Origin of the sequence: Nocardioides sp. CPCC 206347, assembly GCF_048654605.1 — a bacterium.
Taxonomy (GTDB): domain Bacteria; phylum Actinomycetota; class Actinomycetes; order Propionibacteriales; family Nocardioidaceae; genus Nocardioides.
Genome location: NZ_JBMCYZ010000010.1, coordinates 16,205 through 40,519, shown reverse-complemented (window position 1 = coordinate 40,519; position 24,315 = coordinate 16,205). Strand labels below are relative to the sequence as shown.

At 71.0% G+C, this 24,315-nt stretch carries 23 protein-coding genes, 1 tRNA gene and 2 riboswitches; of the genes, 13 read left to right on the top strand and 11 right to left on the bottom strand.

The annotated features are described in order from the left end of the window. Positions 1-4: 4 nt before the first annotated feature. The 4 genes from ACOACQ_RS23620 to ACOACQ_RS23605 all read left to right on the top strand — a co-directional run bounded on the left by ACOACQ_RS23620 (position 5) and on the right by ACOACQ_RS23605 (position 5,227). Complete coding sequence (locus ACOACQ_RS23620) at positions 5-1,387, top strand: cobyrinate a,c-diamide synthase (protein ID WP_378596487.1); 1,383 nt, start codon at positions 5-7, stop codon at positions 1,385-1,387. After that, the gene (gene cobC, locus ACOACQ_RS23615) at positions 1,380-2,378 is read left to right on the top strand and encodes an Rv2231c family pyridoxal phosphate-dependent protein CobC (protein ID WP_378596486.1); all 999 of its coding nucleotides are present in this window, start codon (positions 1,380-1,382) and stop codon (positions 2,376-2,378) included. The genes ACOACQ_RS23620 and cobC overlap by 8 nt, the downstream gene beginning before the upstream one ends. Before the next feature lie 246 nt (positions 2,379-2,624). Next, positions 2,625-3,935 (top strand): HNH endonuclease signature motif containing protein, encoded by a 1,311-nt coding sequence (locus ACOACQ_RS23610; protein WP_420289406.1) that lies wholly within the window; start codon positions 2,625-2,627, stop codon positions 3,933-3,935. Between the two features lie 770 nt (positions 3,936-4,705). Next, on the top strand, positions 4,706-5,227 hold the full coding sequence (locus ACOACQ_RS23605; protein ID WP_378596483.1) for a DUF1990 family protein: 522 nt from the start codon (positions 4,706-4,708) through the stop codon (positions 5,225-5,227). Between the two features lie 6 nt (positions 5,228-5,233). Here the strand turns inward: ACOACQ_RS23605 and ACOACQ_RS23600 are convergent, their stop codons facing one another. Then, positions 5,234-5,908, bottom strand: coding sequence for a GOLPH3/VPS74 family protein (locus ACOACQ_RS23600; RefSeq protein WP_378596481.1), 675 nt, complete (start codon positions 5,906-5,908; stop codon positions 5,234-5,236). A gap of 83 nt (positions 5,909-5,991) precedes the next feature. After that, positions 5,992-6,062, top strand: a riboswitch (cobalamin riboswitch). A 59-nt stretch (positions 6,063-6,121) separates the two neighbouring features. Here ACOACQ_RS23600 and ACOACQ_RS23595 point away from each other — a divergent pair. From ACOACQ_RS23595 to ACOACQ_RS23575, 5 genes are all read left to right on the top strand, one after another. Next, entirely contained in the window at positions 6,122-6,340 is a 219-nt protein-coding gene (locus ACOACQ_RS23595; RefSeq protein ID WP_182376890.1) for a CbtB domain-containing protein, read from the top strand. Between the two features lie 4 nt (positions 6,341-6,344). Further along, the gene (locus tag ACOACQ_RS23590) at positions 6,345-7,166 is read left to right on the top strand and encodes a CbtA family protein (protein WP_378596480.1); all 822 of its coding nucleotides are present in this window, start codon (positions 6,345-6,347) and stop codon (positions 7,164-7,166) included. An 11-nt stretch (positions 7,167-7,177) separates the two neighbouring features. Continuing rightward, a complete protein-coding gene (locus ACOACQ_RS23585) occupies positions 7,178-8,116 on the top strand; it encodes a cobalamin biosynthesis protein (RefSeq protein ID WP_378596479.1) in 939 nt (312 codons plus the stop codon). Next, positions 8,113-9,030, top strand: coding sequence for an SDR family NAD(P)-dependent oxidoreductase (locus ACOACQ_RS23580; protein WP_378596477.1), 918 nt, complete (start codon positions 8,113-8,115; stop codon positions 9,028-9,030). The genes ACOACQ_RS23585 and ACOACQ_RS23580 overlap by 4 nt, the downstream gene beginning before the upstream one ends. Positions 9,031-9,129: 99 nt before the next feature. After that, on the top strand, positions 9,130-10,734 hold the full coding sequence (locus ACOACQ_RS23575; protein WP_378596475.1) for an HYR domain-containing protein: 1,605 nt from the start codon (positions 9,130-9,132) through the stop codon (positions 10,732-10,734). 45 nt (positions 10,735-10,779) lie between these two features. Here the strand turns inward: ACOACQ_RS23575 and ACOACQ_RS23570 are convergent, their stop codons facing one another. After that, on the bottom strand, positions 10,780-11,172 hold the full coding sequence (locus ACOACQ_RS23570; protein ID WP_378596474.1) for a winged helix-turn-helix transcriptional regulator: 393 nt from the start codon (positions 11,170-11,172) through the stop codon (positions 10,780-10,782). Positions 11,173-11,273: 101 nt separating this feature from the next. Here ACOACQ_RS23570 and ACOACQ_RS23565 point away from each other — a divergent pair, with 101 nt between their 5' ends. Then, complete coding sequence (locus ACOACQ_RS23565) at positions 11,274-12,119, top strand: SDR family oxidoreductase (RefSeq protein ID WP_378596472.1); 846 nt, start codon at positions 11,274-11,276, stop codon at positions 12,117-12,119. Between the two features lie 38 nt (positions 12,120-12,157). After that, entirely contained in the window at positions 12,158-12,580 is a 423-nt protein-coding gene (locus ACOACQ_RS23560) for a hypothetical protein (RefSeq protein ID WP_378596470.1), read from the top strand. Positions 12,581-12,584: 4 nt separating this feature from the next. Here the strand turns inward: ACOACQ_RS23560 and ACOACQ_RS23555 are convergent, their stop codons facing one another. Genes ACOACQ_RS23555 through cobN form a run of 5 tightly spaced genes read right to left on the bottom strand, consistent with a single transcriptional unit; the run spans position 12,585 to position 19,470 of the window. Beyond that, entirely contained in the window at positions 12,585-13,313 is a 729-nt protein-coding gene (locus ACOACQ_RS23555) for a cobalt-precorrin-6A reductase (RefSeq protein WP_378596469.1), read from the bottom strand. Beyond that, entirely contained in the window at positions 13,310-14,734 is a 1,425-nt protein-coding gene (locus ACOACQ_RS23550) for a cobyric acid synthase (protein ID WP_378596468.1), read from the bottom strand. The genes ACOACQ_RS23555 and ACOACQ_RS23550 overlap by 4 nt, the downstream gene beginning before the upstream one ends. After that, positions 14,731-15,093: a hypothetical protein gene (locus ACOACQ_RS23545; protein ID WP_378596467.1), complete on the bottom strand. Its 363-nt coding sequence runs from the start codon at positions 15,091-15,093 to the stop codon at positions 14,731-14,733. Before ACOACQ_RS23545 ends, ACOACQ_RS23550 begins: the two co-directional genes overlap by 4 nt. Next, complete coding sequence (gene cobF, locus ACOACQ_RS23540; protein WP_378596466.1) at positions 15,080-15,838, bottom strand: precorrin-6A synthase (deacetylating); 759 nt, start codon at positions 15,836-15,838, stop codon at positions 15,080-15,082. The genes ACOACQ_RS23545 and cobF overlap by 14 nt, the downstream gene beginning before the upstream one ends. After that, positions 15,835-19,470, bottom strand: a complete 3,636-nt coding sequence (gene cobN, locus ACOACQ_RS23535; protein ID WP_378596465.1) for a cobaltochelatase subunit CobN — start codon at positions 19,468-19,470, stop codon at positions 15,835-15,837. The genes cobF and cobN overlap by 4 nt, the downstream gene beginning before the upstream one ends. 30 nt (positions 19,471-19,500) lie before the next feature. Beyond that, a riboswitch (cobalamin riboswitch) is annotated at positions 19,501-19,655 on the bottom strand. Between cobN and ACOACQ_RS23530 the strand changes: the two genes are divergently transcribed. Next, positions 19,640-20,188, top strand: coding sequence for a hypothetical protein (locus tag ACOACQ_RS23530; RefSeq protein ID WP_420289405.1), 549 nt, complete (start codon positions 19,640-19,642; stop codon positions 20,186-20,188). Its footprint overlaps the riboswitch before it by 16 nt. Here the strand turns inward: ACOACQ_RS23530 and ACOACQ_RS23525 are convergent. Both ACOACQ_RS23525 and ACOACQ_RS23520 read right to left on the bottom strand, forming a co-directional pair. Further along, entirely contained in the window at positions 20,155-21,708 is a 1,554-nt protein-coding gene (locus ACOACQ_RS23525; RefSeq protein WP_378596463.1) for an AMP-binding protein, read from the bottom strand. The genes ACOACQ_RS23530 and ACOACQ_RS23525 overlap by 34 nt on opposite strands. A gap of 132 nt (positions 21,709-21,840) precedes the next feature. After that, positions 21,841-22,626, bottom strand: a complete 786-nt coding sequence (locus tag ACOACQ_RS23520) for a hypothetical protein (RefSeq protein ID WP_378596462.1) — start codon at positions 22,624-22,626, stop codon at positions 21,841-21,843. A gap of 317 nt (positions 22,627-22,943) precedes the next feature. On the opposite strand from ACOACQ_RS23520, the gene ACOACQ_RS23515 reads away from it, so the two are divergent. Further along, on the top strand, positions 22,944-23,192 hold the full coding sequence (locus ACOACQ_RS23515; RefSeq protein ID WP_378596461.1) for a superinfection immunity protein: 249 nt from the start codon (positions 22,944-22,946) through the stop codon (positions 23,190-23,192). Between the two features lie 15 nt (positions 23,193-23,207). On the opposite strand, the gene ACOACQ_RS23510 is transcribed toward ACOACQ_RS23515, so the two are convergent. Together ACOACQ_RS23510 and ACOACQ_RS23505 are read right to left on the bottom strand one after the other, a co-directional pair. Then, positions 23,208-23,279, bottom strand: a tRNA-Val gene (locus ACOACQ_RS23510). A 51-nt stretch (positions 23,280-23,330) separates the two neighbouring features. Continuing rightward, complete coding sequence (locus ACOACQ_RS23505; protein ID WP_378596460.1) at positions 23,331-24,287, bottom strand: helix-turn-helix transcriptional regulator; 957 nt, start codon at positions 24,285-24,287, stop codon at positions 23,331-23,333. Between the last annotated feature and the right edge of the window lie 28 nt (positions 24,288-24,315).

Sequence of the window (24,315 nt, the reverse complement as noted above, 5' to 3'; positions counted from 1 at the left end):
AGCGGTGAGTCTCCCGCGCATCGTCGTCGCTGCCCCGGCCACCGGCCAGGGCAAGACGACGGTTGCCACGGGACTGATGGCTGCGCTGGTCCGCGCCGGTCACGTCGTGAGCGGCCACAAGGTCGGCCCCGACTACATCGACCCCGGCTATCACGCCCTGGCGTGCGGCCGGCCCGGTCGCAACCTCGACCCGCACCTCGTCGGCGAATCGCTCGTCGCTCCATTGCTCCTGCACGGCGCCGCGGTGCCGGTGCCGGCGGACGTTGCGGTCATCGAGGGCGTCATGGGCCTGTACGACGGCCGGATCGGTGGCGACGGCTTCTCCTCCACCGCCCACGTGGCCCGCCTGACCCGCACCCCGGTCGTCCTGGTCGTCGACATCTCGAGGTCGTCGCGGTCGATCGGTGCCGTGGTGCACGGCATGGCGACGTGGGATCCGACCATCGAGATCGCGGGCGTGATTCTCAACCAGGCCGGTTCCGCACGGCATGCTGAGGAGGTGCGTTCCTCGATCTCGGTGCCCGTCCTGGGGGTGATCCCCCGCAACCCCGACATCGCCACGCCCTCCCGCCACCTCGGTCTGGTGACGGCTGCCGAGCGCGGTGAGTCCGCCGAGGTCGTCGCCCGCCTGGCCGAGGTCGTGACCGAGCACGTGGACCTGGCTGCGGTGCTCGACATCGCCCGGTCCGCCCCCGACCTCGACGCGGTCGCCTGGTCCCCTGCGGTGGTTGAGGTGCGAGCGTCAGCGAGCCTCGAAACCCCCGCAGGCTCGACACCTGCCCGCCCCGTCGTAGCCGTCGCCGCCGGCCGCGCCTTCACCTTCCAGTACGCCGAGACCACCGAGCTCCTCGAGGCCGCCGGCTGCCAGGTCGTCCCGTTCGACCCGGCCCTCGACGCCGCGCTCCCGGCCGGCACGGCGGGTCTCTACCTCGGCGGCGGCTTCCCCGAGGTCCACGCGAAGGACCTGACCGACAACGCCGCGCTGCGCGAGGAGATCCGCGCGGCCGTGGCCGACGGGCTGCCGACGGTCGCCGAGTGCGCCGGCCTGCTGTACCTCTGCCGCACCCTCGACGACGTCCCGATGGCCGGCGTGATCGACGCCGACGCCGCCATGAACGAGCGGCTCACCCTGCGCTACCCCGTGGCCGAGGGCGTCGCCGACACGTTGCTGACCCGGGTCGGCGAGCAGGTCACCGGTCACGAGTTCCACCGCACCCAGGTCGCGCCGGCTTCCGGCGCCACCGCCGCGTGGGAGGTCGACGGCGAACAGGTCGGCTTCGCGTCCGACACCCTGCACGCGTCCTACCTGCACACCCACTGGGCCGGACATCCCCAGCTCGCCGCACGCTTCGCGGCCGCCGTACACGACAGGCACGCGCGTGGATGACCCGCTGCGCCACCACGGCGATTCCGAGGCCCGCGAGGCCACGCTCGACTTCGCGGTCAACGTCTATGCGGGCGCGCGGCCCGGGTGGCTCGACGAAGCCCTACGGGCCTCGCTCGACGACGTCGGCGTCTACCCGAGCGCCGAGCGGGCGCAGCGTGCCGTCGCTGCCCACCACCGGCGTCCGTTCGACAACGTCCTGGTCACCGCCGGCGCTGCCGAGGCGTTCACCCTCGTCGCGCGGCTGCGGCCGTGGAGCATGCCCGTCGTCGTGCACCCCCAGTTCACCGAGCCGCACGCGGCGCTGGAGCAGGCCGGACACCGGGTCCGGTCCGTGGTCCTGCCGCCGCCGTTCGCGCTCGACCCGGACCTGGTCCCCGACGACGCCGACCTCGTCATCATCGGCAACCCCACCAACCCGACGGGCGCCCTCCACCCCGCCGAGACCATCCGCTCGCTGCTCAAGCCGGGCCGGGTCGTGGTGGTCGACGAGGCGTTCATGGACTGCGACCCGGACGAGTCCGAGTCCCTGGCGGGCCTCCGCGTCGCCGGGCTCGTCGTGATCCGCTCCCTCACCAAGCACTGGGGCATCCCCGGCATCCGCGCCGGCTACCTCGTCGGCGACGCGATGGTCGTGGCCGGCCTGGCCCTGAACCAGGCCCCCTGGTCCGTCGGTACGACGGCCGCCGCAGCCGTCCTCGCCTGCACCTCCCCCGAGGCAGTCGCCGAGGGCCGGCGCCGCGCCGAGGAGATCCGCGACTGGCGCGAGCACCTCGAGAAGGGCCTCGCCGACCTCGGCGTCCACCACCTCCCCTCCACGGCCTCCTTCGTGCTGGCCCAGGTCGGCGACGGCGTCCACGAACGCCTCCGCGCCGCCGGCATCGCCGTACGACGGGCCGACACCTTCCCCGGCCTCGACGGCTCCTGGATCCGCATCGCCGTCCGCCCCGAAGAGCTCACCGACCAGCTCCTCGCCGCACTCGCCAACCTCTAGGTTCGCCGGATCGTCGCAGGTCGAGGAGGTTGCGCAGCAACCGTCGCCCGTTGGTCGAGGAGGTTGCGCAGCAACCGTCTCGAGACCACCCGGGCACGGTGGTTGAGGTGCGAGGAGCGCCAGCGACGAGCCTCGAAACCCCCGCACGGTCCACCGACTCCCCACAAGCCTGCCTGTGGACGTCCCCTGTCCACAGGCAGGCTCGCGACGCTTCGCGATGTCGGACCTCGGTGATCTAATACATGTATGGATCTCGGAACCGACACCCGCTCTGATCGGACCTTGCTGTCCGACCTCAGCAAGGGCGTCAAGGTCCGGCAGGCGTCCCTGGTCCAGGAATGGGTCGACATCGTGGCCTGGGCCAACCGCAATATCGTGACCACGCCTGAGCTGGCAGCGACCATCGTGGACGGTGTGATCGACACGGGTGTTCCGATCGCGGGCGAGGGTGCACCGCTCGTGTCGGAGTTCAACCTGATGGAGCTCATCGCCGTGTTGGGCCGGTCCCCTGACGGTGGCCGTGCGTACGTCGGGCGGGTCATCGAGTGCGCTTGGCGCCTCCCCGGCATCTACGCCTCAGTGCTCGAGGGCCGCCTGGAGCCCTGGCGGGCCGAACGCATCGCGGACCTCACCCGGCCGTTGAACGCCGAGGCTGCTGCGTTCGTGGACCGCCAGCTGGCCGCGGTCGGGGGTGTCGGCTGGGCACAGCTCGAACGCCTGGTCACCGAGGCGGTGATCCGGTTCGACCCCGAACGCGCCGAAGCCCAACGACAGGCCGCCGCCGACCGTCGCCGGGTGGACTTCGACGACGTGGACCCGAACGGGCAGGTCGAGTCCCACAGCGTCCTGGACGCCGCCGACGCCCACGACTTCGACCAGGCCCTGTCTCGTCGAGCCAAGCTCCGCGGACAACTCGGAGACACCGACTCCTTCGACGTGCGCCGCGCCAAGTCTGTCGGCGAGATGGCCCGTCAGGACCTCGGCCTTGACCTGCTGTTCGCCGACGAAGAGACCGGTGAAGTGATGGCGACCAGCCCCGGGCGCAAGGTCGAGCTGAGCGTCCACATCACCGACACCGCCCTGAACGAGGACAACCCGTTCGCGAACCCGGTCGGCCGGTGGGACCAGGGCCGCACCCCGATCTCCACCGCGCAGATCAAGGAATGGCTGCGCGCACGAGACACCACCGTCATCGTGCGGCCCGTCATCGACCTCAAGCACTGTGTGCCGGTCGACTCCTACGAGATCCCCGACCGCATCCGCCGCCGCGTCGAGCTCCGCGACCACCAATGCCGGTTCCCCGGCTGCCCGCATCGGGCCTCGCGCTGCGATCTGGATCATGCGCAACCGTACGGGCAGGGTGGCGTGACCTGTCCGTGCAACCTCGTTCCCCTGTGTCGGCGACATCATCGCGCCAAGACCTTCAGCAAGTGGCGCTACGTGATCGTGTTGCCCGGGCACTACCTCTGGACCAGTCCCCACGGCCGACACCTCCTCGTCGGACCCGACGGCACCAGAGCACTCGACCCACCCCGCTCACCCGACCCCGACGAATAGCTCCCCCGCCCCGCACCCCGCCCACCAGCGGGGTCAGTGGCGCGCTCAGGGTGAGTCGCTGAGCGCGCCACTGACGTGCACGCACATGCCGAGGACCGTGCGGCCTCCTCGGCTCAACGCACCTGACGAATCTGTCGTCCGAACGGCCAAAACAGGACAGATTCGTCAGGTACGACGCGCACCCGTTCCGTCCGACTGTGCCGCGAATCGTGAGGGAGTGCCTTGGCGTTTGGAACACTTCTGGTATGAGGTGGAGCGGGGTCGTCGAGCCGGACTACTTTCAGTTCTACGCGAAGCGAGTCGGGGCGGAATGGCTTTCAGGCGCCACAGATGAGACCTACCGGCATCGCCTGTGGACTGATGGCGGGTTCGTAGTGATCAGCACGCTTCGAAAGTTTGGAACGACACCACTGACTCTCGACGTCGTCGCCGACGAACCCGCGCCTCCCTCAGGGTGCTGGCAGCACGTCGCAGAGGTAAGTCTCGATGGTGGCGGCGCCTTGGAAATCCTGAGCTGGCCCGGGGACCAGGAGCCGCGGTCAAAGCATGAGATTCCCGTGGGATCCGTGCGGCTCCGCGTTCATTGGGGCGGGCTGGCCCCAGGTCTGCGAGAAGGCATGGACGAGCAGGGAAACAGCAATGAGCACCTCGCGCTCATCGTTTGGCCTGCGCCGATCGCGCCATTCGCAACCCTCCGGGAATGGGATTCCTGGCCCCAGTAGGCACCCGTACCGCCACGGCGCACCGCCCCTGTCCGACACAATCGAGCGATGACGATGGCACTCAGCTACGACGCGGTGGGACACACCCACGTCGCCGACAAAGGCTGGAGTGCCGCTCCCCACGGCTACCGCCGACACGAACAGACGACCCGCCTCGGCGACGGCGACCGACTGTGGCAGGAGGCGTCCGCAGCGGTCATGAAGTGGTCGGTCAAGACCCGCAGCGGCTTTGCGGTGGAGTCCGCGCCGGGCGAGGACCTGCGTGTCAGGCCAGGCCAGGAGCGCACCCTGATCGCCTCGCTCGGGCCGTTCGAGCTGCGTGAGCCCGTCACGGTGGTCGCGATCGTCGATGATCCGAACCGTTGTGGATTCGCCTACGGCACCCGCGACGGCCACCCGGTGTCAGGCGAGGAGGCGTTCATCGTCCACCGCACACCGGACGGTGCCGTGTGGTTGACGCTGCGTTCGCTGACGCGTCCGGCGCGCGGGTCCTGGCGCCTCGTCTTTCCCGCGGCGCTCCTCGCCCAGCGCTGGTATCGCTTCCGCTACACGCGGTCGCTCCGCCCCTGACGAGACCTACGACCCCGCCCCACCCGCCGAGGACGCGATGATCGCGGCAGAGATGGCCGCGGTGACCGCAGCGTTCGTGGCGGCCACGGCGGCCTTGCTGGCAGCCCCCGCCCACTCGCCCTTCGCAATCACCTTGGCGCGCTTGCGGGCGGCAGAGCGTTCCGGTCCCGGGACGATCCGCTTGATGACGTTGCCGGCCCACAGGAGACCGATCAGCGGTCCGGTGGCGTCGTCAGGTTCCGCGTGACCCAGCAGCACCCCGACGACACCCGCGACGAGCGCATCGCGCCGGGCACCATCGACGACGTCGTACCGGACGACCGGGACCAGACCGAGGACCTTCTCGCGTCGCGGCACCAACGCACCCTCGACCACCAACTGGTCCAGCAACAGGGCGCGGGTGCCCTTGCCGATGCGCGGCACCAGGGAGGACGCCTTGTGGTCCCGGCCCGGCTTGATCCGCGACAGGGCATGGTCCAGCGCGCCATCACCCAGCGACGTGGGGGCGGCCAGCCGGACCCGCGCCTTCCGGCCCTCGCCCGCCATCTCACAGCGCTCAGCGAGCACCAGGTCGACCAGCGCAGCCCCGCCGGTCACGGGTTCCGATTCGGTCGATCCGATCAGGCTCCTGCCCGTCCCGGGGTCGATCGAGATCAGGGTCAGGTCCGCGGCGATGCCCATGTTGTGACGATAGTCGCGGTCCGCGCGGCGGTGCCCCTGTCCGCGGCGGTTCAGGATGCCCTAAAGTCAGCCCCGTAGGTCCAGGAAGCCGGTGAGAGTCCGGCACAGTCGCGCTACTGTGACACCGCCCCTGATCGGAGCGGTGAAGTCAGACCCGAGGCCCTTCACCTCAATCCAAACCGAGCAGGGACGCAGAATCCCTGAGGAGGACACATGTCTCAGATCACCGCCACCCCCACCGCAGGCGCCGTTGCCGTCCCGGTGGTCCCGCTGCTGAAGCTCGGGACGTGGGTCGTCTTCTTCGGCCTCCTCGCGATGCTCGCGATCTTCTTCGTCAGCAGCGACCAGGGCGCCGTCTCGCTCTTCGCCGGCAACGGCGTTCACGAGTGGGTGCACGACGCACGCCACCTGCTCGGCTACCCCTGCCACTGAGCTCGTGAGCACCACTTCTAAGGACAAGTCTGTCCTCACCCCCGGTGCCTTCCTGATCCGCGGCCTCGCGGCCGGCCTCATCGCCGGGCTCCTGGCGTTCGTCGTCGCCTTCGCCTTCGGCGAGCCGTACGTCGAGGACGCGATCGCGCTCGAGGAGGCCGCTGCCGCGCAGATGACCCCCGCCGAGATCGCCGCCGAAGAGGAAGCCGCGGCCCACGAGGACCACACCGGCATCGTGGAGATCTCGCGCGACAACCAGAAGAGCTGGGGCCTGCTCACCGGCACGCTCGCGGTCGGCACCGCCCTCGGCGGCCTGGTCTCGCTGGCGGTCGCAGGAGTCGTGGGTCGCCTCGGCAACCTGTCGGCCCGCGCCTCCACGGCACTGGTCGCACTGATCGGGTTCATCGCGATCGCGCTCGTCCCGTTCACGAAGTACCCCGCCACGCCGCCTGCCGTGGGCAGCGGCGAGACGATCGGCGGCCGTACGGCGTCGTACTTCGCCCTGCAGCTGGTCTCGGTCCTGGCCGCCATCGCCATGGTGGTCCTGGCCAACAAGCTGCGCGGCCGGCTCGAGGCCTGGACCGCCGCCACCATCGCAGCGCTCGGCTACGTCGTCGTCGTCGCCGTCACCGCGTTCCTGCTGCCGACGGTCAATGAGATCGGCAACTTCCCGGCCGACACGCTCTGGTACTTCCGCCGCTCCTCGCTGCTCGTCCTCGCCACCCTGTGGGCCACGATCGGCGTGATCCTGGTGGCGCTGGTCGGGCGTCTCCACGACCGCGCGGTCGCCGAGGCCAACCGGCGCGAGCTCGCCGCCAGCATCTGATCGGATCCTGGATGTTCAGCACCGCCAGCGGGCTGGTGCTCGGCTTCGCCGCGGATCGGCTCCTCGCCGACCCGCGGCGCGGCCATCCGGTCGCCGGCTTCGGCCAGGTGGCCGCAGCACTGGAGAAGGGCGTGTGGCGCGACGACCGCCCCACCGGCGTCGGGTACGTCGCCGTGCTGGTCGGCGGCACGGTGGCGATCGGCGTCGTGGCTGATCGCGCCACCCGCGCCCACCCGCTCCCCCACACGTTGCTGACCGCAGCAGCCACCTGGGCCGTCCTCGGCGGCACCTCGCTCGACCGCGAGGCGGCCGCCGTCAGCCGCCTCCTTGCCGACGACCGCCTTCCCGAGGCGCGGGTCCAGCTCACCCACCTCGTCGGTCGCGACACCTCGCAGCTCGAGGAGCCGGAGATTGTTCGGGCCACCCTCGAGTCACTCGCCGAGAACACCTCCGACGCCGTCGTCGCGCCCCTCGTCTGGGGTGCCCTTGCCGGCGTGCCGGGACTGGTCGGGTACCGCGCGGCGAACACCCTCGACGCCATGGTCGGCCATCGCAGCGCCCGCCACGAACGGTTCGGCTGGGCAGCGGCCCGCCTGGACGACGTGCTCAACCTTCCCGGGGCACGGCTCACCGCCCTGCTCACCGTCGCGCTGGGCGCCGACCACCGAGGCGCCTGGCGGGCCTGGCAGCGCGACGCCGGCGGACACCCCAGCCCCAATGCGGGTCCGGTCGAGGCCTCCTTCGCCGGCGCCCTCGGGATCCGCCTCGGTGGCACGAACGACTACGCGGGTCGCATCGAGCATCGCGCGGTGATGGGCGACGGACCGCCACCCACCCGGGCCGACCTCGACCGGGCGCGCACACTGGCTCGACGCATAGGGTGGGCCGCAGCAGCGACCGCTGCAGGCGTGGCGGTCGCCACGCGCTCCCGGAACCGGCAGGCACGATGAACCAGTTGCTGCACCAGACCACCGCGCTGCTCACCCGCACGCCACTGCTCCAGACGCCGCGAGCCGCACTCTCGCGCCTGGCCCGCTCGGTGACCCAGTCCCCCAGCCCGCTCGACGGACGCGCCGTCCTCATCACCGGAGCGAGCTCCGGCATCGGCGAGGCGACAGCGCATGCCGCCGCCCGTCGCGGCGCACACGTGCTGCTGGCCGCGCGCCGGGCCGAGGAGCTCGAGCGGGTCCGGCACCAGGTCGTCGAGGAGGGCGGACGGGCGAGCACCTACGTCGCCGACCTGACCGACGGCGACCAGGTGGACGCGCTCGTCGAGCAGCTGCTCGCGGAGCATGGCGCGGTCGACTACGTCGTCAACAATGCCGGGCACTCCATCCGGCGCTCGCTCGAGCACACCCACGGCCGGCTCCACGACTTCGAGCGGATGATGGCGGTGAACTACTTCGGCCCCGTGCGCCTGACGATGGGCCTGCTGCCGGCCATGCGCGAGCAGCGCTTCGGGCACGTGGTCAACATCGTCACCTGGGGCAACCAGATCAGGGCCCCGAAGTTCGCGCCGTACATCGCCTCGAAGACCGCGCTCGACGTGTTCGGCCGGATCCTGGCCCGGGAGGCGTTCTTCGACAACGTCACCTGCACGAACATGCGCGTCGCGATCGTGCGGACGCCGATGATCGGACCCACGGCCGCCTACGAAGGCCGCGGCGAGAGCGCCGAGGAGTGCGCCGACCGCGTCGTCCGTGCCCTGGAGGACCGTCCGGTCACCGTAGACGGAGCGTTCGGGACGTTCTACGCCGCGTTCAACGTGGTGGCTCCACGGCTGTCGGACCTGGTGATGGCGGTCGCGCACCGACGCGAGCCGGACTCCGCGGCAGCACTGAGGACCGTGCAGACGCACCACTGAGATCGGGTCTGCAGGACCGATCCGGAACTCGACGTATCAGCAGGTCCGGTTCCCGACTCCGAGGTGGGTCAGTCACACCCCCTCGGAAAGGAACCTGACATGCATCTCCAACCCCCCAACGCCCTCACCCGGGCCGTCCCGCTGGGACTGATCGCCCTCGCCCTCGGAGCGGCCTCGACGGTCGCCGCGATCGGTGACCCGGGCGTGAGCCCCCAGCACTACGCCGACGAGCTCGCCCCCGGCGCCTCGGTGACCATCACCAAGACGGTGGAGACGCCGCCCATCCCGCCGAACCCCGACATCGTCTTCCTGGCGGACACCACCACCAGCATGACCGCGAGCATCGGCAACGTGCAGTCCAACGCCAGCAGCATCGTCAACCAGATCCTGGCGGCGCAGCCGACGGCCCAGTTCGCCGTCGCCGACTACAAGGACACCGCCGACGCGACCGGGCACTTCCTGCTCCGGCAGCAGCTGACCGGCGACACCTCCGACGTCACGGACGGCATCAACGCGTGGACGCCGCTCTCGGGTGGCGGCAGCGACGCCGCAGAGGACTGGATCGGCGCGCTCGCCGACATCCCCGGCGCCGTCGACTTCCGCGACAACGGCACCCCGATCGTCGTGATGTTCGGCGACTCGACCAGCCACGACCCGTCCGCCGGTGACACGCTGGCGTCCGCGACGTCCGCCCTGCAGGCGGCCGGCATCCGGGTCATCGCGATCTCGGTCCCCGGCGCCGACGGCTACCTGTGGGACGGCCTGAACACGACCGGCCAGGCGTCGTACGTCACCTCACAGACGGGCGGCACGCTCACCAGCGCCAACCCCGACGAGGTGTCCGACGTGATCCTCAGCCAGCTGCAGAACCTGCCGGCCGAGGTCACCCACGAGGTCTCCTGCGACGCCGGTGTGACGGCCACGCTGACACCCGCTTCGCAGAGCGTCACCAGCGGCGGCACGGTCTCCTTCGAGGAGACGATCACCCTCGCCGACGACGCCCCGCAGGGTGAGACCGTGTCGTGCACGGTGTCGTTCAAGGTCAACGGTTCGGTCCCCGGACCGGAGTTCGTGCAGACCGTCGACATCGACGTGGCGGACGTGACTCCGCCGGTCGTCACCGTCGAGAGCAAGGTCGTCGAGGCGACCAGCCCTGACGGCGCCGTGGTCGACTACGACGCCAGCGCACTGGACAACGTCGACGGTCCGCTCACGCCGACCTGCGCACCGCCGTCGGGTTCGCAGTTCGCCCTCGGGACGACCACGGTCGACTGCGAAGCGACCGACGCCGCGGGCAACACGGGCTACGGCTCCGGCACGATCGAGGTGGTCGACACGACCCCGCCGACCGTCGCCTGCACCGAGTCGACCAACCCGGGCCTGAACGTGCCGTTCGCGGGCAACACCCGGCCGAACCCGCAGGGACAGAACCAGGACGGCTTCTACCGGCTCGACGCGACCGACATCGTCGACACCTCCCCGGACGTCTACCTGCGCGACACCGGCAGTGGCCACGTGTGGGGGCCGTTCGCCAGCGGTCAGAAGATCAAGTACACCGAGGCGAACTCCGGTCCCCAGCAGAAGTCGATGCCCAGCGGCATCCTGCACCTGACCGGCACGGGTGACGGCGAGCTGTACGCCGTGGACTTCTCGGGCAACGTCGCCGCACCGGTGGCCTGCCTGGTCCCGGCACCGCCGAAGTAGCCGCAGCACCGCCAACGACCGGCCCTGTCGGCGTGACCCTCCGGGTCAGGCCGGCAGGGCCGGCGCCTGCGTCCCGATGATCTCTTCACTGTTGCGTCCCACCCAGCGCAGCAACGGCACCATCACGGCGGCCAGCTCCTCGCCCAGCGGGGTCAGGCTGTAGTCGACCCGCGGCGGCATCACCGGCTTCTGGTCACGGTCGACCAGCCCGTCGGCCTCGAGTGTCTTGAGGGTCTGGGCCAGCATCTTCTCGCTGATGCCCTGGGCCCGACGGCGCAGCTCGCTCCAGCGCTGGGGCCCGTCCGTCAGCGAGACCAGCACCAGCACGCCCCACTTGCTGGTGACGTGGTCGAGCAACACCCGACTCGAGCAGGCCGCCGGAAAGACGCCGTCAGGGAACTGCTCGAAGATCGACTCCGAAGTCTTACTTACTGCCACGCCAGTACCTTACTTCAAAGTGCGTACTAACCAATGGGAAGTATCTCCCCCGAGGGCAGGTTGAGGCCGACATCACCGTGCAGCAACCGAAAGGAACCACCATGTCCCTCGTCGTCACCGGAGCCACCGGCCACCTCGGCCGCCTCGTCGTCGAATCCCTCCTGGAGAAGGGCGTCGCCGCCGACCAGGTCGTCGCGACCGCCCGCGACACGTCCCGGCTCAGCGACCTCGCCGACCGCGGCGTCGATGTCCGCCAGGCCGACTACACCGACCCCGCCTCCCTGAAGGCAGCCTTCGCCGGCGCCGACCGGGTGCTGCTCGTGTCGGGCAACGAGATCGGCCAGCGCACCGCGCAGCACCAGAACGTCATCGACGCCGCCCAGGAGGCCGGAGTCGACCTGCTGGCCTACACGAGCATCGCGAACGCCGACCGCAGCGGCCTGGCCCTGGCCGAGGAGCACCTCGCCACCGAGCGCGCGATCCTTGCGTCCGGTCTCCCCCACACCTTCCTGCGCAACAGCTGGTACTTCGAGAACTACACCGGACAGCTGCCGACGTACCTCGAGCACGGCGTCGTGCTCGGCGCCGCCGGCGAGGGCCGCGTCAGCGCTGCGGCCCGTGCCGACTTCGCCGAGGCGGCCGCGGCCGCCCTGCTGGCCGAGAACCCGGCGCAGGTCTACGAGCTCGGCGGTGAGGCCTTCACGCTGTCCGAGCTCGCATCCGCCGTCAGCGAGGCAACCGGTCGCGAGGTCGTCTACAACGACGTTCCGGCCGCGGCACTCACCGAGGTCCTGGTCGGTGCCGGCCTGCCCGAGCCGTACGCCGCGATCCTGGCCGATGGCGACGAGGGGCTTTCTCGCGGAGAGCTGTACGTCGAGACGACCGACCTGGCGGGCCTCCTGGGCCGCCCGGCGACGACCCTGGCGGAGGCGTTGCGCGCAAGCTGACCCGGGTGGCTCACGCCGATGGTGGGTACCGCCCCACCATGACCGACCACGACGAGCACGTCCGGCCGGACGGCGTCGACGACCTGACCGTCGAGGGCCTCGGAAACATCTCCGAGGCCCTCGAGGCGGTCGAGATCGCCCGCGGCCATCTCTACGCCTTCCATCGGCTGAGCGGCACGGCCGACCTCACCCTGGGCAAGGGGGTCCAGCAGTTGCGCGAGGCAGGCCACACCGACCTGGCCGACCGCTTCGAGGAGGAATTGGTCGGTCGCAACGTGCTGCAGGGCCGCTGGACCTTCCAGGTCGTCGAGGAGTACGACGACGGGTACTACGAGGCGTTCCGGACCCTTGAGCGGGAGGCACGGACCGCACTGGTCCAGGGTCGCCGCCACCTCTACGAGGCGGAGATGAAGGAGGACCGGCGCACCCACGAGCGGGAGGGCCACGAGCGACGGCCCTGAGCCCCTACTGTCGCAGTGAGCGGATCCAGCTCAGCACGCCGGCCACCTCGTGCACCGTGTCGACACCGGCCGGCCCGGCCGCACGTCGTACGACGACCACCGGGATGCCGAGCTCGGCAGCAGCCTCCATCTTCGGCCAGGTGTAGCTGCCACCGGAGTCCTTGGTGACCAGCACGTCACGGTCGACCATCAGTGATCGCTCGCCGTCGAGCGAGTAGGGCCCGCGCGACGTCAGCAGCTCCCACTCCTCGGGCAGGTCGATGTCGGGCACGTCCACGACCCGCGCCAGCACGTGCAGGTCACGCAGGCGCGGCACGAACCGCGCGAGCTCCTGCCGGCCGACGGTGAGGAACGGGCGGTGACCGAGCTCCCCGGCGACGATCGCAGCCTCGTCGTGGGTGTCCACCCAGATCCACGACGGCGTCGCGCGGTCGCTCCAGCCCGGTCGCTCGAGCCGCAGCAAGGGCTTGCCCTCGGCAGCACAGGCCGCCGCGGCGTTGGTCGTCATGCCGAGCGCGAACGGGTGCGTGGCATCCACCACGACGTCGTACTCGCTCAACGCGGAGCGCAGGCCCTCGACGCCACCGAAGCCACCGATGCGGACCGGTCCCACGGGCAGGCGCGGTCGCGCGACGCGGCCGGCGAGCGACGACATGACGTCGACACCGTCAGCAACCAGGGCCTCGGCGAGGTCGCGGGCCTCGCCCGTGCCACCGAGCAGCAACACCCTCATGCCAGTCCTCCCGTGACCACCGGCAGGGCGGGGACGCCGTCCTGCGCCAGGTCGAGCAGTGCGTCGAGGTCGAGGTGCTCCTCGACGAGGTCGCCGAGCAGGTCGAGACGGCGACTCCGCGCCTCAGGGAACGACACCGTCGACTCCATGCCGAGCGCGCCGGACAGGTAGGCAGCGCGGGCAGCGTCGTCCTCCAGGCTGCCGTGGACCATGGTGCCGGTCACGGAACCGCGCGTGCGCTCCCCCGTGATGCGTCCGTGGTGGATCTCGTAGCCGGCGGGCTCGTGCAGGCGCAGGGTCTTCACGGCGTCGAAGTCGGTGACGAGGTCGAGCAGGCCGAGCCCTTCGACGACAGCGCCGGCGGATCCCTCGACCCCGTCCGGGTCGGAGATGGTCGCGCCGAGCATCTGGCAGCCACCGCAGATCCCGAGCACGGGTCGGCCTGCCGCTGCGTGACGCAGGATCGCAGCGTCGAGGCCGCGGGAGCGCAGCCAGGCGAGGTCCGCGATGGTCGAGCGGGTGCCGGGCAGCACGACCAGGTCGGCGTCCGCGAGCCGTTGCGGGTCGGAGACGAACTCGACGTCGAGGCCGGGTTCGAGGCCGAGCGCGTCGACGTCCGTGAAGTTGCTGATCCGGGGCAGGCGGACGACGGCGACCTTCCGGGCGCCGTCGACGGGCGCCCGGCGGCCCTGCAGGTCCAGCGCGTCCTCGGAGTCCAGCCAGAGGTCGGGGTGCCACGGCAGGACGCCGTACGTCGGCCGTCCGGTGCGGCGCTGCAGGTCCTCGAGACCGGGGCGCAACAGGTCCACGTCGCCACGGAAGCGGTTGACCAGGAAGCCCGCGACCAGCCGCTGGTCGGCCTCGTCGAGCAGGGCGAGGGTGCCGAACGCCGAGGCGAACCAGCCACCGCGGTCGATGTCGCCCACCACCACGGTCGGGACGGTGCCGTGCTGGGCGAGGCCCATGTTCACGTAGTCGCTCGAGCGCAGGTTGATCTCGGTCGGGCTGCCCGCGCCCTCGGCGACGACCAGGTCGAACCGCGACCGCAGGTCGTCGAACGCCGCGAACGCACTCTCCGCGAGCCGCTGGCGCCCGGTCTGCCAGTCGCGCGCCGACACCTCGCCGTCGGGCTGCCCCATCCGGATCACGTGGCTGCGGCGGTCGCTGCCGGGCTTCAGCAACACCGGGTTCATGGCGACTTCGGGCACGACACCGGCGGCGAGGGCCTGGACCCACTGGGCACGCCCGATCTCCCCCGCGACACCGTCCGTGTCCGTCACGACCATCGAGTTGTTCGACATGTTCTGCGCCTTGTACGGCGCCACCGAGATGCCGCGGCGCGCGAACGCCCGGCACAGCCCGGTCACCACGACGCTCTTGCCTGCGTCGGAGGTCATGCCGGCGACGAGCAGGGCACTCACTGTCGGCGTCCCCGGAAGACCCGCGGCACCAGCGATGCCGGCACCGCGCCACCCTCGCGCACCCAGTCCACGACCTCGTCCGTGGTCGCCTCCGAGAGCACACCGCCGAGCCAGGTGTCCTTGGGCCGGCGGCCGCCCGGGAAGTAGGTGAAGTCGCGCACCAGCACGACGTTGCTGCGATCGCACTCGTCGAGGCAGTCCACGACCCGCACCCGGATCCGCGGACCGCGGCGCCCGGCGGGGTCGTCGAGCGCCTCGATCGCGTCGCGCTGGGCACTGTGGTCGACGGCCGGGTGCTTCTTGGTGGTGCCGCAGCAGCAGTCGCGGCACAGCAGGACGTCGCGATCAGGCAGCGCCATCGGAGTCCTCCAGCGGCAGCTCCGGCGCCCGGATCAGGAACAGGTCCATCACCCAGCCGGCCTCGGCCTTCGCGGCGGCACGTGCCTCGACCAGCGCGGTGCGCACCGCTCCGACCCGACCGCTGACGAGGTGCTCGCCGACGCCGCCGAGATTGGCACCCCACCAGATGTGCCAGTCCTCGAACCCGTCGAGGTCGACCCCCGAGGTCAGCATCACCACGAGGTTCTGCTGCCCCGACGTGACGTCGTGCCGCAGCCGCCGCGCGGTCGTGACGTGCACCGGCTTGCCGACCTGGTGCAGGACGATGCGGTGGCGCGCAGCCAGCACCTGCGGCGCGCTGATGCCGGGAAGCACGTCGTACGACAGGTCGATCGTCTCGGCCAGCTCCTCGACGATCCGGATCGTGCCGTCGTACAGCGAGGGGTCGCCCCACACGAGGAACGCAGCGACTCCCCCGCGCTCCTCGAGCACGTCGCGGTACGCCGTCAGGCGGGCGTCGTACCAGTCGGCAACGGCGCCCTCGTAGCCCGCGCGATCGAGTCCCGGTGACCGGTCCCGCTCGGGGTCGCGCACCACGACCAGCTCGACACCGTGGGCTTCGCACACGGCCCGTCGTACGGCGAGCAGGGAGTCGTCGTCGCCCTTCTGGACCGCCAACGCGTAGTCACAGCCGCGGAGCGCCTCGGCGACCTCCGGGGTGACGTGCTGCGGCCCCATTCCGAAGCCAAGGATGCGGACCCTCATCGGTCTTCCAGATCGCCTTCGACCTCGAGGTAGGCCTGCTGCAGGGCCGCCAGGACCTCAGGGTCCGGTTCCGCCCACAGGCCGCGGTCCTTCGCCTCATGGAGCCGTTCGACGATGCTGCGCAGCGCCCACGGGTTCGACTTGCGCAGGAACTCCTGGTTCGTCTCGTCGAGGACGTACTCCTTGGCCAGCGACTCGTACATCCAGTCGTGGACGACGCCGGCGGTGGCGTCGAAGCCGAACAGGTAGTCGACGGTGGCGGCGAGCTCGAACGCGCCCTTGTAGCCGTGGCGCTGCATCGCGCCGATCCAGCGCGGGTTGACCACGCGCGCCCGGAAGACGCGGTTGGTCTCCTCCTGCAGCGTGCGCGTGCGGACCGCGTCGGGCGTGGTCGAGTCGCCGACGTACGCCTTCGGGTTGGTGCCCGACAGCGCACGCACGGTGGCGACCATGCCGCCGTGGTACTGGAAGTAGTCGTCGCTGTCGGCGATGTCGTGCTCGCGGGTGTCGATGTTCTTCGCCGCGACCTTGATCCGCTTGTAGTTGCTGCGCATGTCGTCCGCAGCCGGCACCCCGTCGAGCCCGCGGCCGTAGGCGAAGCCGCCCCACGCCGTGTAGACCTCGGCGAGGTCGGCGTCGTCGCGCCAGGTGCCCGACTCGACGGCCTGCAGGATGCCCGCACCGTAGGACCCCGGCTTGGAGCCGAAGATCCGCGTCGTTGCACGGCGCTCGTCGCCGTGCTCGGCGAGGTCGGCCCGGGCGTGGGCGCGCACGAAGTTCTGGTCGGCCGGCTCGTCGAGGGCGGCGACCAGCTGGACCGCGTCATCGAGCATCGCGACGACGTGCGGGAACGCATCCCGGAAGAACCCCGAGATGCGCACGGTGACGTCGATCCGCGGACGCTCCAGCTCCGCCAGCGGTACGACGACCAGGTTGGTCACGCGACGCGACGCCTCGTCCCACTCGGGGCGGACGCCGAGCAGCGCCAGCACCTCGGCGATGTCGTCGCCGGAGGTCCGCATGGCCGACGTACCCCACACGGACAGGCCGACGGACTCCGGGTAGCTGCCCTCGTCGTCGAGGTAGCGCTGGACCAGCGACTCAGCCATCGCCTGGCCGGTCTGCCAGGCCAGGCGGGACGGCACGGCCCGCGGGTCGACGGTGTAGAAGTTGCGGCCCGTCGGGAGCACGTTGACCAGTCCGCGCAACGGCGAACCGGAGGGCCCGGCGGGCACGAAGCCGCCGTTGAGGGCGTGCAGCGTGTTGTCGAGCTCGTCGGTGGTGCGGGCCAGCCGCGGGACCACCTCGGTCGCGGCGAACGTCAGGACCTGGCGCACCTCCGGGGAGGTCGTCAGCTCGGCGACACGAGCCGGGTCCCAGCCCGCCTTGTCCATCGCCTCGACCAGCTCGCGGGCTTCCGCCTCGACGCGGTCGACGTCGGTGGTGGGCGCGTCGACGGCCAGGCCGAGCGCGGACCGCAGGCCAGGCACCGACTGGGCCTGTCCGCCCCACACCTGCGACGCACGCAGGATCGCGAGGACCAGGTTGACCCGGGCCTCGCCGTCCGGCGCCTGGCCCAGGACGTGCAGGCCGTCGCGGATCTGGGAGTCCTTGATCTCGCACAGCCAGCCGTCGACGTGCAGCAGGAAGTCGTCGAACTGCTCGTCGTCGGGACGCTCCTCGAGCCCGAGGTCGCGGTGCATCTCGGCGGCGTGCATGAGCTGCCAGATCTCGCCGCGGATGGCCGCGAGCTTGCCCGGGTCCATCGCCGAGATCTTGTCGTACTCCTCGAGCAGGCCCTCGAGCCGAGCGATGTCGCCGTAGCTCTCGGCGCGCGCCATCGGCGGCACCAGGTGGTCGATGATCGTGGCGTGCGCACGGCGCTTGGCCTGCGCACCCTCGCCCGGGTCGTTGACGAGGAACGGGTAGATCAGCGGCATGCTGCCGATCGCGGCGTCCGTCGCACAGGAGGCCGACAGTGCTGCGTTCTTGCCGGGCAGCCACTCCATCGAGCCGTGCTTGCCGAGGTGGACCACGGCGTGGGCACCGAAGCCGTGCTGCACCCAGCGGTACGCCGCCAGGTAGTGGTGGCTCGGAGCGAGATCCGGGTCGTGGTAGATCGCGACGGGGTTCTCGCCGAAGCCGCGGGGCGGCTGGATCATCAGCACGATGTTGCCGGCCTGCAGCGTGGCGAGCACGATCTCGCCGGAGTCGTTGACGAACAGCGAGCCCGGGGACTCGCCCCAGGCCTCGACCATTGCGTCGCGCAGGTCGGCCGGCACGTCCGAGGTCCAGGCGTCGTAGTCGGCCTTGTTGATCCGCACGTGCGCGTCGGTCAGCTGCGCCTGCGTCAGCCACTCCTCGTCCTGCCCACCCGCGGCGATCAGCGCGTGGATGAGGGCGTCACCGGCTTCGGTGTCGTCGTCCATCGCAATGATGTCGACCACCGAAGGTACGCCGGTCGAGCTCGTCGAAACCCCGAGGTCGTAGCCCTGCTCCTGGAGCCGGCGCAGCAGGCGGACCGTCGACACCGGGGTGTCGAGGCCGACAGCGTTGCCGATCCGGGCGTGCTTGGTCGGGTAGGCGCTGAGCATCAGCGCGAGCTTCTTCTCCGACGGCGGCACCGAGCGGAGGCGCGCATAGTTCACCGCGAGGCCGGCGACACGGGCCGATCGCTCCGCGTCGGCGACGTACGACGGCAGGCCGGCCGGGTCGTTGGGGTCGATCTCCTTGAAGGAGAACGGCACGGTGCTGATCCGGCCGTCGAACTCCGGGATGGCGACCTGGTTGGCGTAGTCGAGCGGCGTGACGCCGTCGTCCGACTCCTCCCACTCCTCGCGGCTGCTGGTCAGGCACAGCCCCTGCAGGACGGGGACGTCGAGGGCGGCGATCCGCTCCACGTCCCACGTCTCGTCGTCTCCACCAGCGCTGACGGCCGCGGGCGTGCTGCCGCCGGCAGCCAGCACCGTGACCACCAGTGCGTCCAGGTCGGCCAGGGCCGCGAACAGCTCGTCGGGAGCGGCGCGCAGCGATCCCGCGAACACGGGTACGCCGATCGCGTCACCGGTCGCGTCGATGGCGTCGCACAGCGCGTGGACGAAATCGGTGTTCCCGCTCGCGTGGTGCGCCCGGTAGAACAGGACCCCCACCTTCGCGACATCGCCGGTGGTTGAGGTGCGAGCGCCAGCGAGCCTCGAAACCGCCGGTCGCTCGAGGATCCCCCACGCCGGGATCACCTCCGGCGCCTCGAACCCCTCACCGGTCAGCAGCACGGTGTCGGAGAGGAAGCGGTGCAGCTGGGCCAGGTTCCGCGGGCCACCCTCGGCGAGGTAGCGGTGCGCCTCGGCGGCGACACCGACGGGGACGGTCGAGGTCTCCATGAGCTCTGCGCTGGGCGTGAGCTCGCCGCCGAGCACCACGAGCGGACGCCCGGTGCCGCGCAACGCGGCCAGCTCGGCGTCGTACTGCTGCGGGGAGCCCAGCAGGCGCAGCACGACCAGGTCGGCGCCCTCCGCCAGGACCGTCAGGTCGGCGAGGTCGGAGCGGCTGGGGTTGGCCCAGCCGTAGTCCGCACCACTCGACCGGGCAGAGAGCAGGTCGGTGTCGGACGTGGACAGGAGTGCGATGCGCACGGGTTCCTCCTCGGGGTTCGCGCCCCTCGATCGGTGGCTGATGTCCGCGACCAGTGTCTGGCTCACCCGTGCCGATCTGCTCGGCTGGGATCACAGTGGCGGAACCGCCCCGGTCTCGCACCGGGTTCCTGTGCCACGGACATGTGGGTGCTCAGCCTACGGTGGTCCCGTGGTCACACAGCAGTCGCCCGGCATCCAGGTCGCGGTACACGGACATCCCAACGCCGACACCCTCCTCCTGTGGCATCCGGCGGTGCGCACGGACCCCGACGCCGTGGCGGCACTGGCGAGCCGGATCGCCACCCGGGCGAAGGTCCGGGTCGTCGTACCGACGTGGACCGATGGGGGTGACCTGCTCCGTTCGGTCCGCTATGCCCGCGAGTCCTCGGTGCACCCGCCGGACGGCCTCTCGGTCGTCGGGTACGGCGACGCCGGGATCGCCGCGCTGAGCCTGGCCCTGAACCAGCGGCGGCTCGGCATCGGCCTGGTCCGCGCGACCTGCGTCGACGGCGGGCCCGACCTGACCGACCCGATCAGCGGCCAGCCGCTCGTCGCGACGGCTTCGCCGGTCGAGACCGAGATCGACGTCATCGACTCCCTCGACGCCGCAGCGTCGACCTGGGCCACCGACACCGTTGCCGCCTGGCAGGGTGCCGGCTGGGCCGCCTCGCTCGTCCCGGCGGCTCAGTTCACCTGGCGGGTCAACCCGTCCCAGTAGGGCGCGCGGAGCTTGAACTTCTGCAGCTTGCCGGTCGCCGTCCGGGCCAGTTCGTCACGGAACTCCACCGACGTCGGAGCCTTGTAGCCCGCCAGGCGGTCCTTGCACCACCGGATCAGCTCGGCCTCCATCTCGGGGCCCGCGGTGGCGTCGGCGGTCAGGACCACCAGTGCCTTGATCGTCTCGCCCCACTTCTCGCTGGGGACGCCGATCACCGCGACCTCGGCCACCGCAGGGTGCGAGAACAAGGTGTCCTCGACCTCGATCGACGTGACGTTCTCGCCTCCGGTGATGATCACGTCCTTCTTGCGGTCCGCGATCGTCAGGTAGCCGTCGTCACCGAGGTAGCCGCCGTCACCGGTGTGGAACCAGTCGTCCTTCAGCGCGGCCGCCGACTCCTCGGGCTGCTCCCAGTACCCCTCGAGGACGACGTTCGACCGGGCCAGCACCTCCCCTGCGCCCTCCTCGGACTCGTCAGTCCTCAGCCGGACGCCCAGCGCCGGCGCACCCGCGCGCGTCAGCTTCGCGGCCCGCTCCTGGGCCGACAGGTCGTCCCATTCCGCACGGGTGCGGTTGAACGTCAGCAGCGGCGAGGTCTCGGTGAGGCCGTAGATCTGGATGAACTCCCAGCCGAGCTCCTCCTCGACCCGCACGACGGTCTTCGTCGGCGGCGGGGCGCCCGCCATGATGATCCGCACCCGGTCGCGCCCGGGGATCTCGCCCTCCCACGTCTGCGCCGCTTCGAGTACGGCGGCCGCGACCGCAGGAGCGGCACACATCACCGTGACGCCGTGGTCGCGCACCCGCCGCAGGATCTCGGCACCGTCGATCTTGCGCAGCACGACGTGCCGGGCACCGATGCCGGTCATCGCGAACGGCATCCCCCAGCCGTTGGCGTGGAACATCGGCAGCGTGTGGAGGTAGACGTCGCGGTCGTTGATCTGAGCGTGCAGCCCGAAGGTCAGCGCGTTGACCCAGATGTTGCGGTGCGTGATCTGGACGCCCTTGGGCCGGGCCGTCGTACCGGAGGTGTAGTTGATGGTGGCCGTCGCCGCCTCGTCGTACTCCCACGACCGCGGCTCGGTGCCCTCCGGCGCGTACAGCGCGTCGTCGTCGCCGATCACGAACTTCTGCTCGCACGTGACGTCGGCCAGCGACTCCTCGAGCTCGGGGTCGATGTAGAGGACCCGCGCTCCGGAGTGCTCGACGATGTACTGCACCTCGTCGGGGCTCAACCGGAAGTTCACCGGAACCAGCACCCGGCCCCAGCCGCTCACGCCGTAGAACGACGTCAGCAGCCGGCTGCTGTTGTGGCTGACGATCGCGACCCGGTCGCCGACGCCGATGCCGAGCTCGTCGAGCTTCGCGGCCTGGCGCCGGGCCAGCTCCCCGAACTGCGCATAGGTGAGCTCACCGAGACTGGCTGCGGGCTGGTCGGGCTCGTCCACCACACCGACCCGCTCGCCGTAGACCGTGACGGCACGGTCGAGGAAGTCATTGACGCTGAACGGGACGAACACGGGGCCTCCTGGCAGGACGAAGGTGTGACGACGACCACCATAGGAGACACCGCGCGCGCCGGGACACCGAGACGCGACGGAGCCCGCGCCATGCTCCGGCGCGGGCTCCGTCTGTTCGGAAGGGATTGCCGATCAGATGGTCTGGCGGCGACCCCGGACGTCCCTGGCAACCAGCCACCCACCAGCCAGGCTGCAGAGTCCACCGAGCATGGCCAGCAGCGGCAGGTTGGACGGCGCACCGGTGTTCGGGATGGCCTCGTCGGCGCTCACCGCCGGGCCACCCGCTTCCTCCGAGATGCCACCGACCTCGCCGGCCGGCGGCACTTCTCCGGGCGGCTCTTCTCCGGGCGGCTCTTCTCCGGGCGGCTCCTCGCCAGCCGGGCAGGCTGACGGGCTGATGTCCCTGGCCTGCTCACCCTTCGCGGCGTAGCGGACCGCCACCGACTTGAAGTGAGCATCGGAGAAGGCGAACGGGAACGTTCCCGCGAATCCCTTGCCCAGCAGGGCGTTCTCATTGACGACGATGATGTGCGAGAAGATCTCGGCCACACCGGGCTTGCGGACGTACTTGCAGACCACGACCTTCTTCCCCTTCGCCGCTCGCACCTCGGCGGGCGCTGCTGCGGGAGCCGCCTCCGGCGCGTCGAGCGCAACAGGCGCTGGGTCGGGCACGGCCTCGACGCCGGATCCCTGCGGGGCGGGATCCGGTTGCGCTGCCGCAGGAGGCGCCGCAGGTGCGGCCGCCGCGGGTTGGCCGACCGCATCGGGAGCCGAGGCGTGGTCCGGCGCGGGCGGGGCACCACCCGTGCGGCCCGGCGCCTCTCCGGACCTGCCCCCGGTCTGGTGATCGAGGGGCGCGCCCGGATCGGCGTGGGCAGGAACAGCGAGGAAGGTGGCGGCCAGGACGACTCCTGGCACAGCGAGAACGACGCGGCCAAGTCGGCTGTTCGCGCGCGTGTGCGACAACGACCGATCTCGGCGGAAGTGAACGGACATTGTGGAACCCCCAGGTGCAGCGGGCCGGGACCCGCGACGGTTGAACTCGAACGGGCGCTGGCCCGAAAACCAGCAGTGGAGCGCCCACCGCTGCTTTCGCGCTGTCCGCGAAGCAAAGGTTGACGCCCCTCATCCGGTTGTCCTGCCGCCGAGTCGGCCGACACAACCACCCAGGACCCCGGTACCCAGCCTCGCGATTTCCCATACCCCGGGTCGTCGTTCTGCTCTACCGTGCGGCCATGTACTTCGAACTCGTCAGTGACCAGCACCGCCGCCGCTTCCGGCGGATCCTGCTGACCTGGCTCGCCACCTTCTGCACCTGCGGCTACCTGCTGCCGTGGGCGGTCGCGACCACCCGCGGCAAGGCGAACGCTGACGCGATCGGCATCATGAACCTCGCGCTCGGCTGGACGGTTGTCGGCTGGTTCGTTGCGCTGGGCATGGCCAGCAAGGGCCACGGGCTCGCCGGTCTGCGGATCACGGAGTGACGCTGGACGTGCGGGTGGGCGCAGAGGGGATCGAACCCCCGACCATCCGCGTGTAAGGCGGACGCTCTACCGCTGAGCTATACGCCCCAGAAGCCGCATCAGCGTAGCGAAGGCGCCCCTCAGGCCCGAAACGGCGGGCTACGCGCTCCCCACGGCCCGCGCGAGCTTCTCCGACACGGCACCCACCGCCGCCCGCAGCTCCGGCCCGCCCTCGACCGTGAACTCGAACGGCATCCCGGCCAGCCACTCGCCCGCGTACATGGTCGGATTGTTGGTGCTGCCCACGACGACGCAGCGCGATGCGTCCAGCGCCTCGAGCCGGCCCATCGTCGACCGCAGCCAGGGCGCCACCTCGGCAGCGGGGGCGTGGAAGACGACCCAGGTGTCGTGGGCCCAGCCGGAGGCGAGGTTCTCCTCCAGCACGGCAACCGGATCGAGCCCGTCGGGCACCTCGTAGGTCCGGGTGCCCCCTCCGACCGACGTCACCCGGTCGATGCGATAGGTGCGTACGGCGTCAGCGTGGTGCGCGAAGCAGAGGAGGTACCACCGCCCGTGCCGCACCACCACCGACCACGGGTCGACCTCGAAGGTGTGGCTGTTCCCGGCCCCACTGCGATAGCCGATCCGCACCTGCCGCCGCTCCCCCACGGCCTCGACCAGCGCGCTCGCCACCTCCGGGTCGGGCTTCGCCCAGGGATCGGGTACGGCGCGCGCGTGCTCGCGCATCGTCGCCGCCTGTCGGCCCACGTGGACCGGCAGGGCGCGGATGATCTTGCCGAGGCCGGAGCCGACGGGGTCGTCGTTGTCAGCAGCGGCGTGCCGCCCGTCCAGGACCGCCATCACCAGTCCGAGCGCCTCGGCAGCGCTGAAGACCAGCGGCGGCAGTCGCACGCCGCGGCCGAGCCGATAGCCGCCGTACGGCCCCCGCACGGACTCGACCGGGATGCCGGCCTCGCGCAGGATCGCGACGTACCGCCGCGCGGCACGATCCGTCACGCCCAACCGCTCGGCGAGCTGGTCGGCCGTGCAACCCGGGCGGTTCTGCAGGATCTCCAGGGTGCGCAACGCCCGCGCCGTCGGACTGGTCTCGCTCATGGCGACACCCTGACACCGACGCGAACAA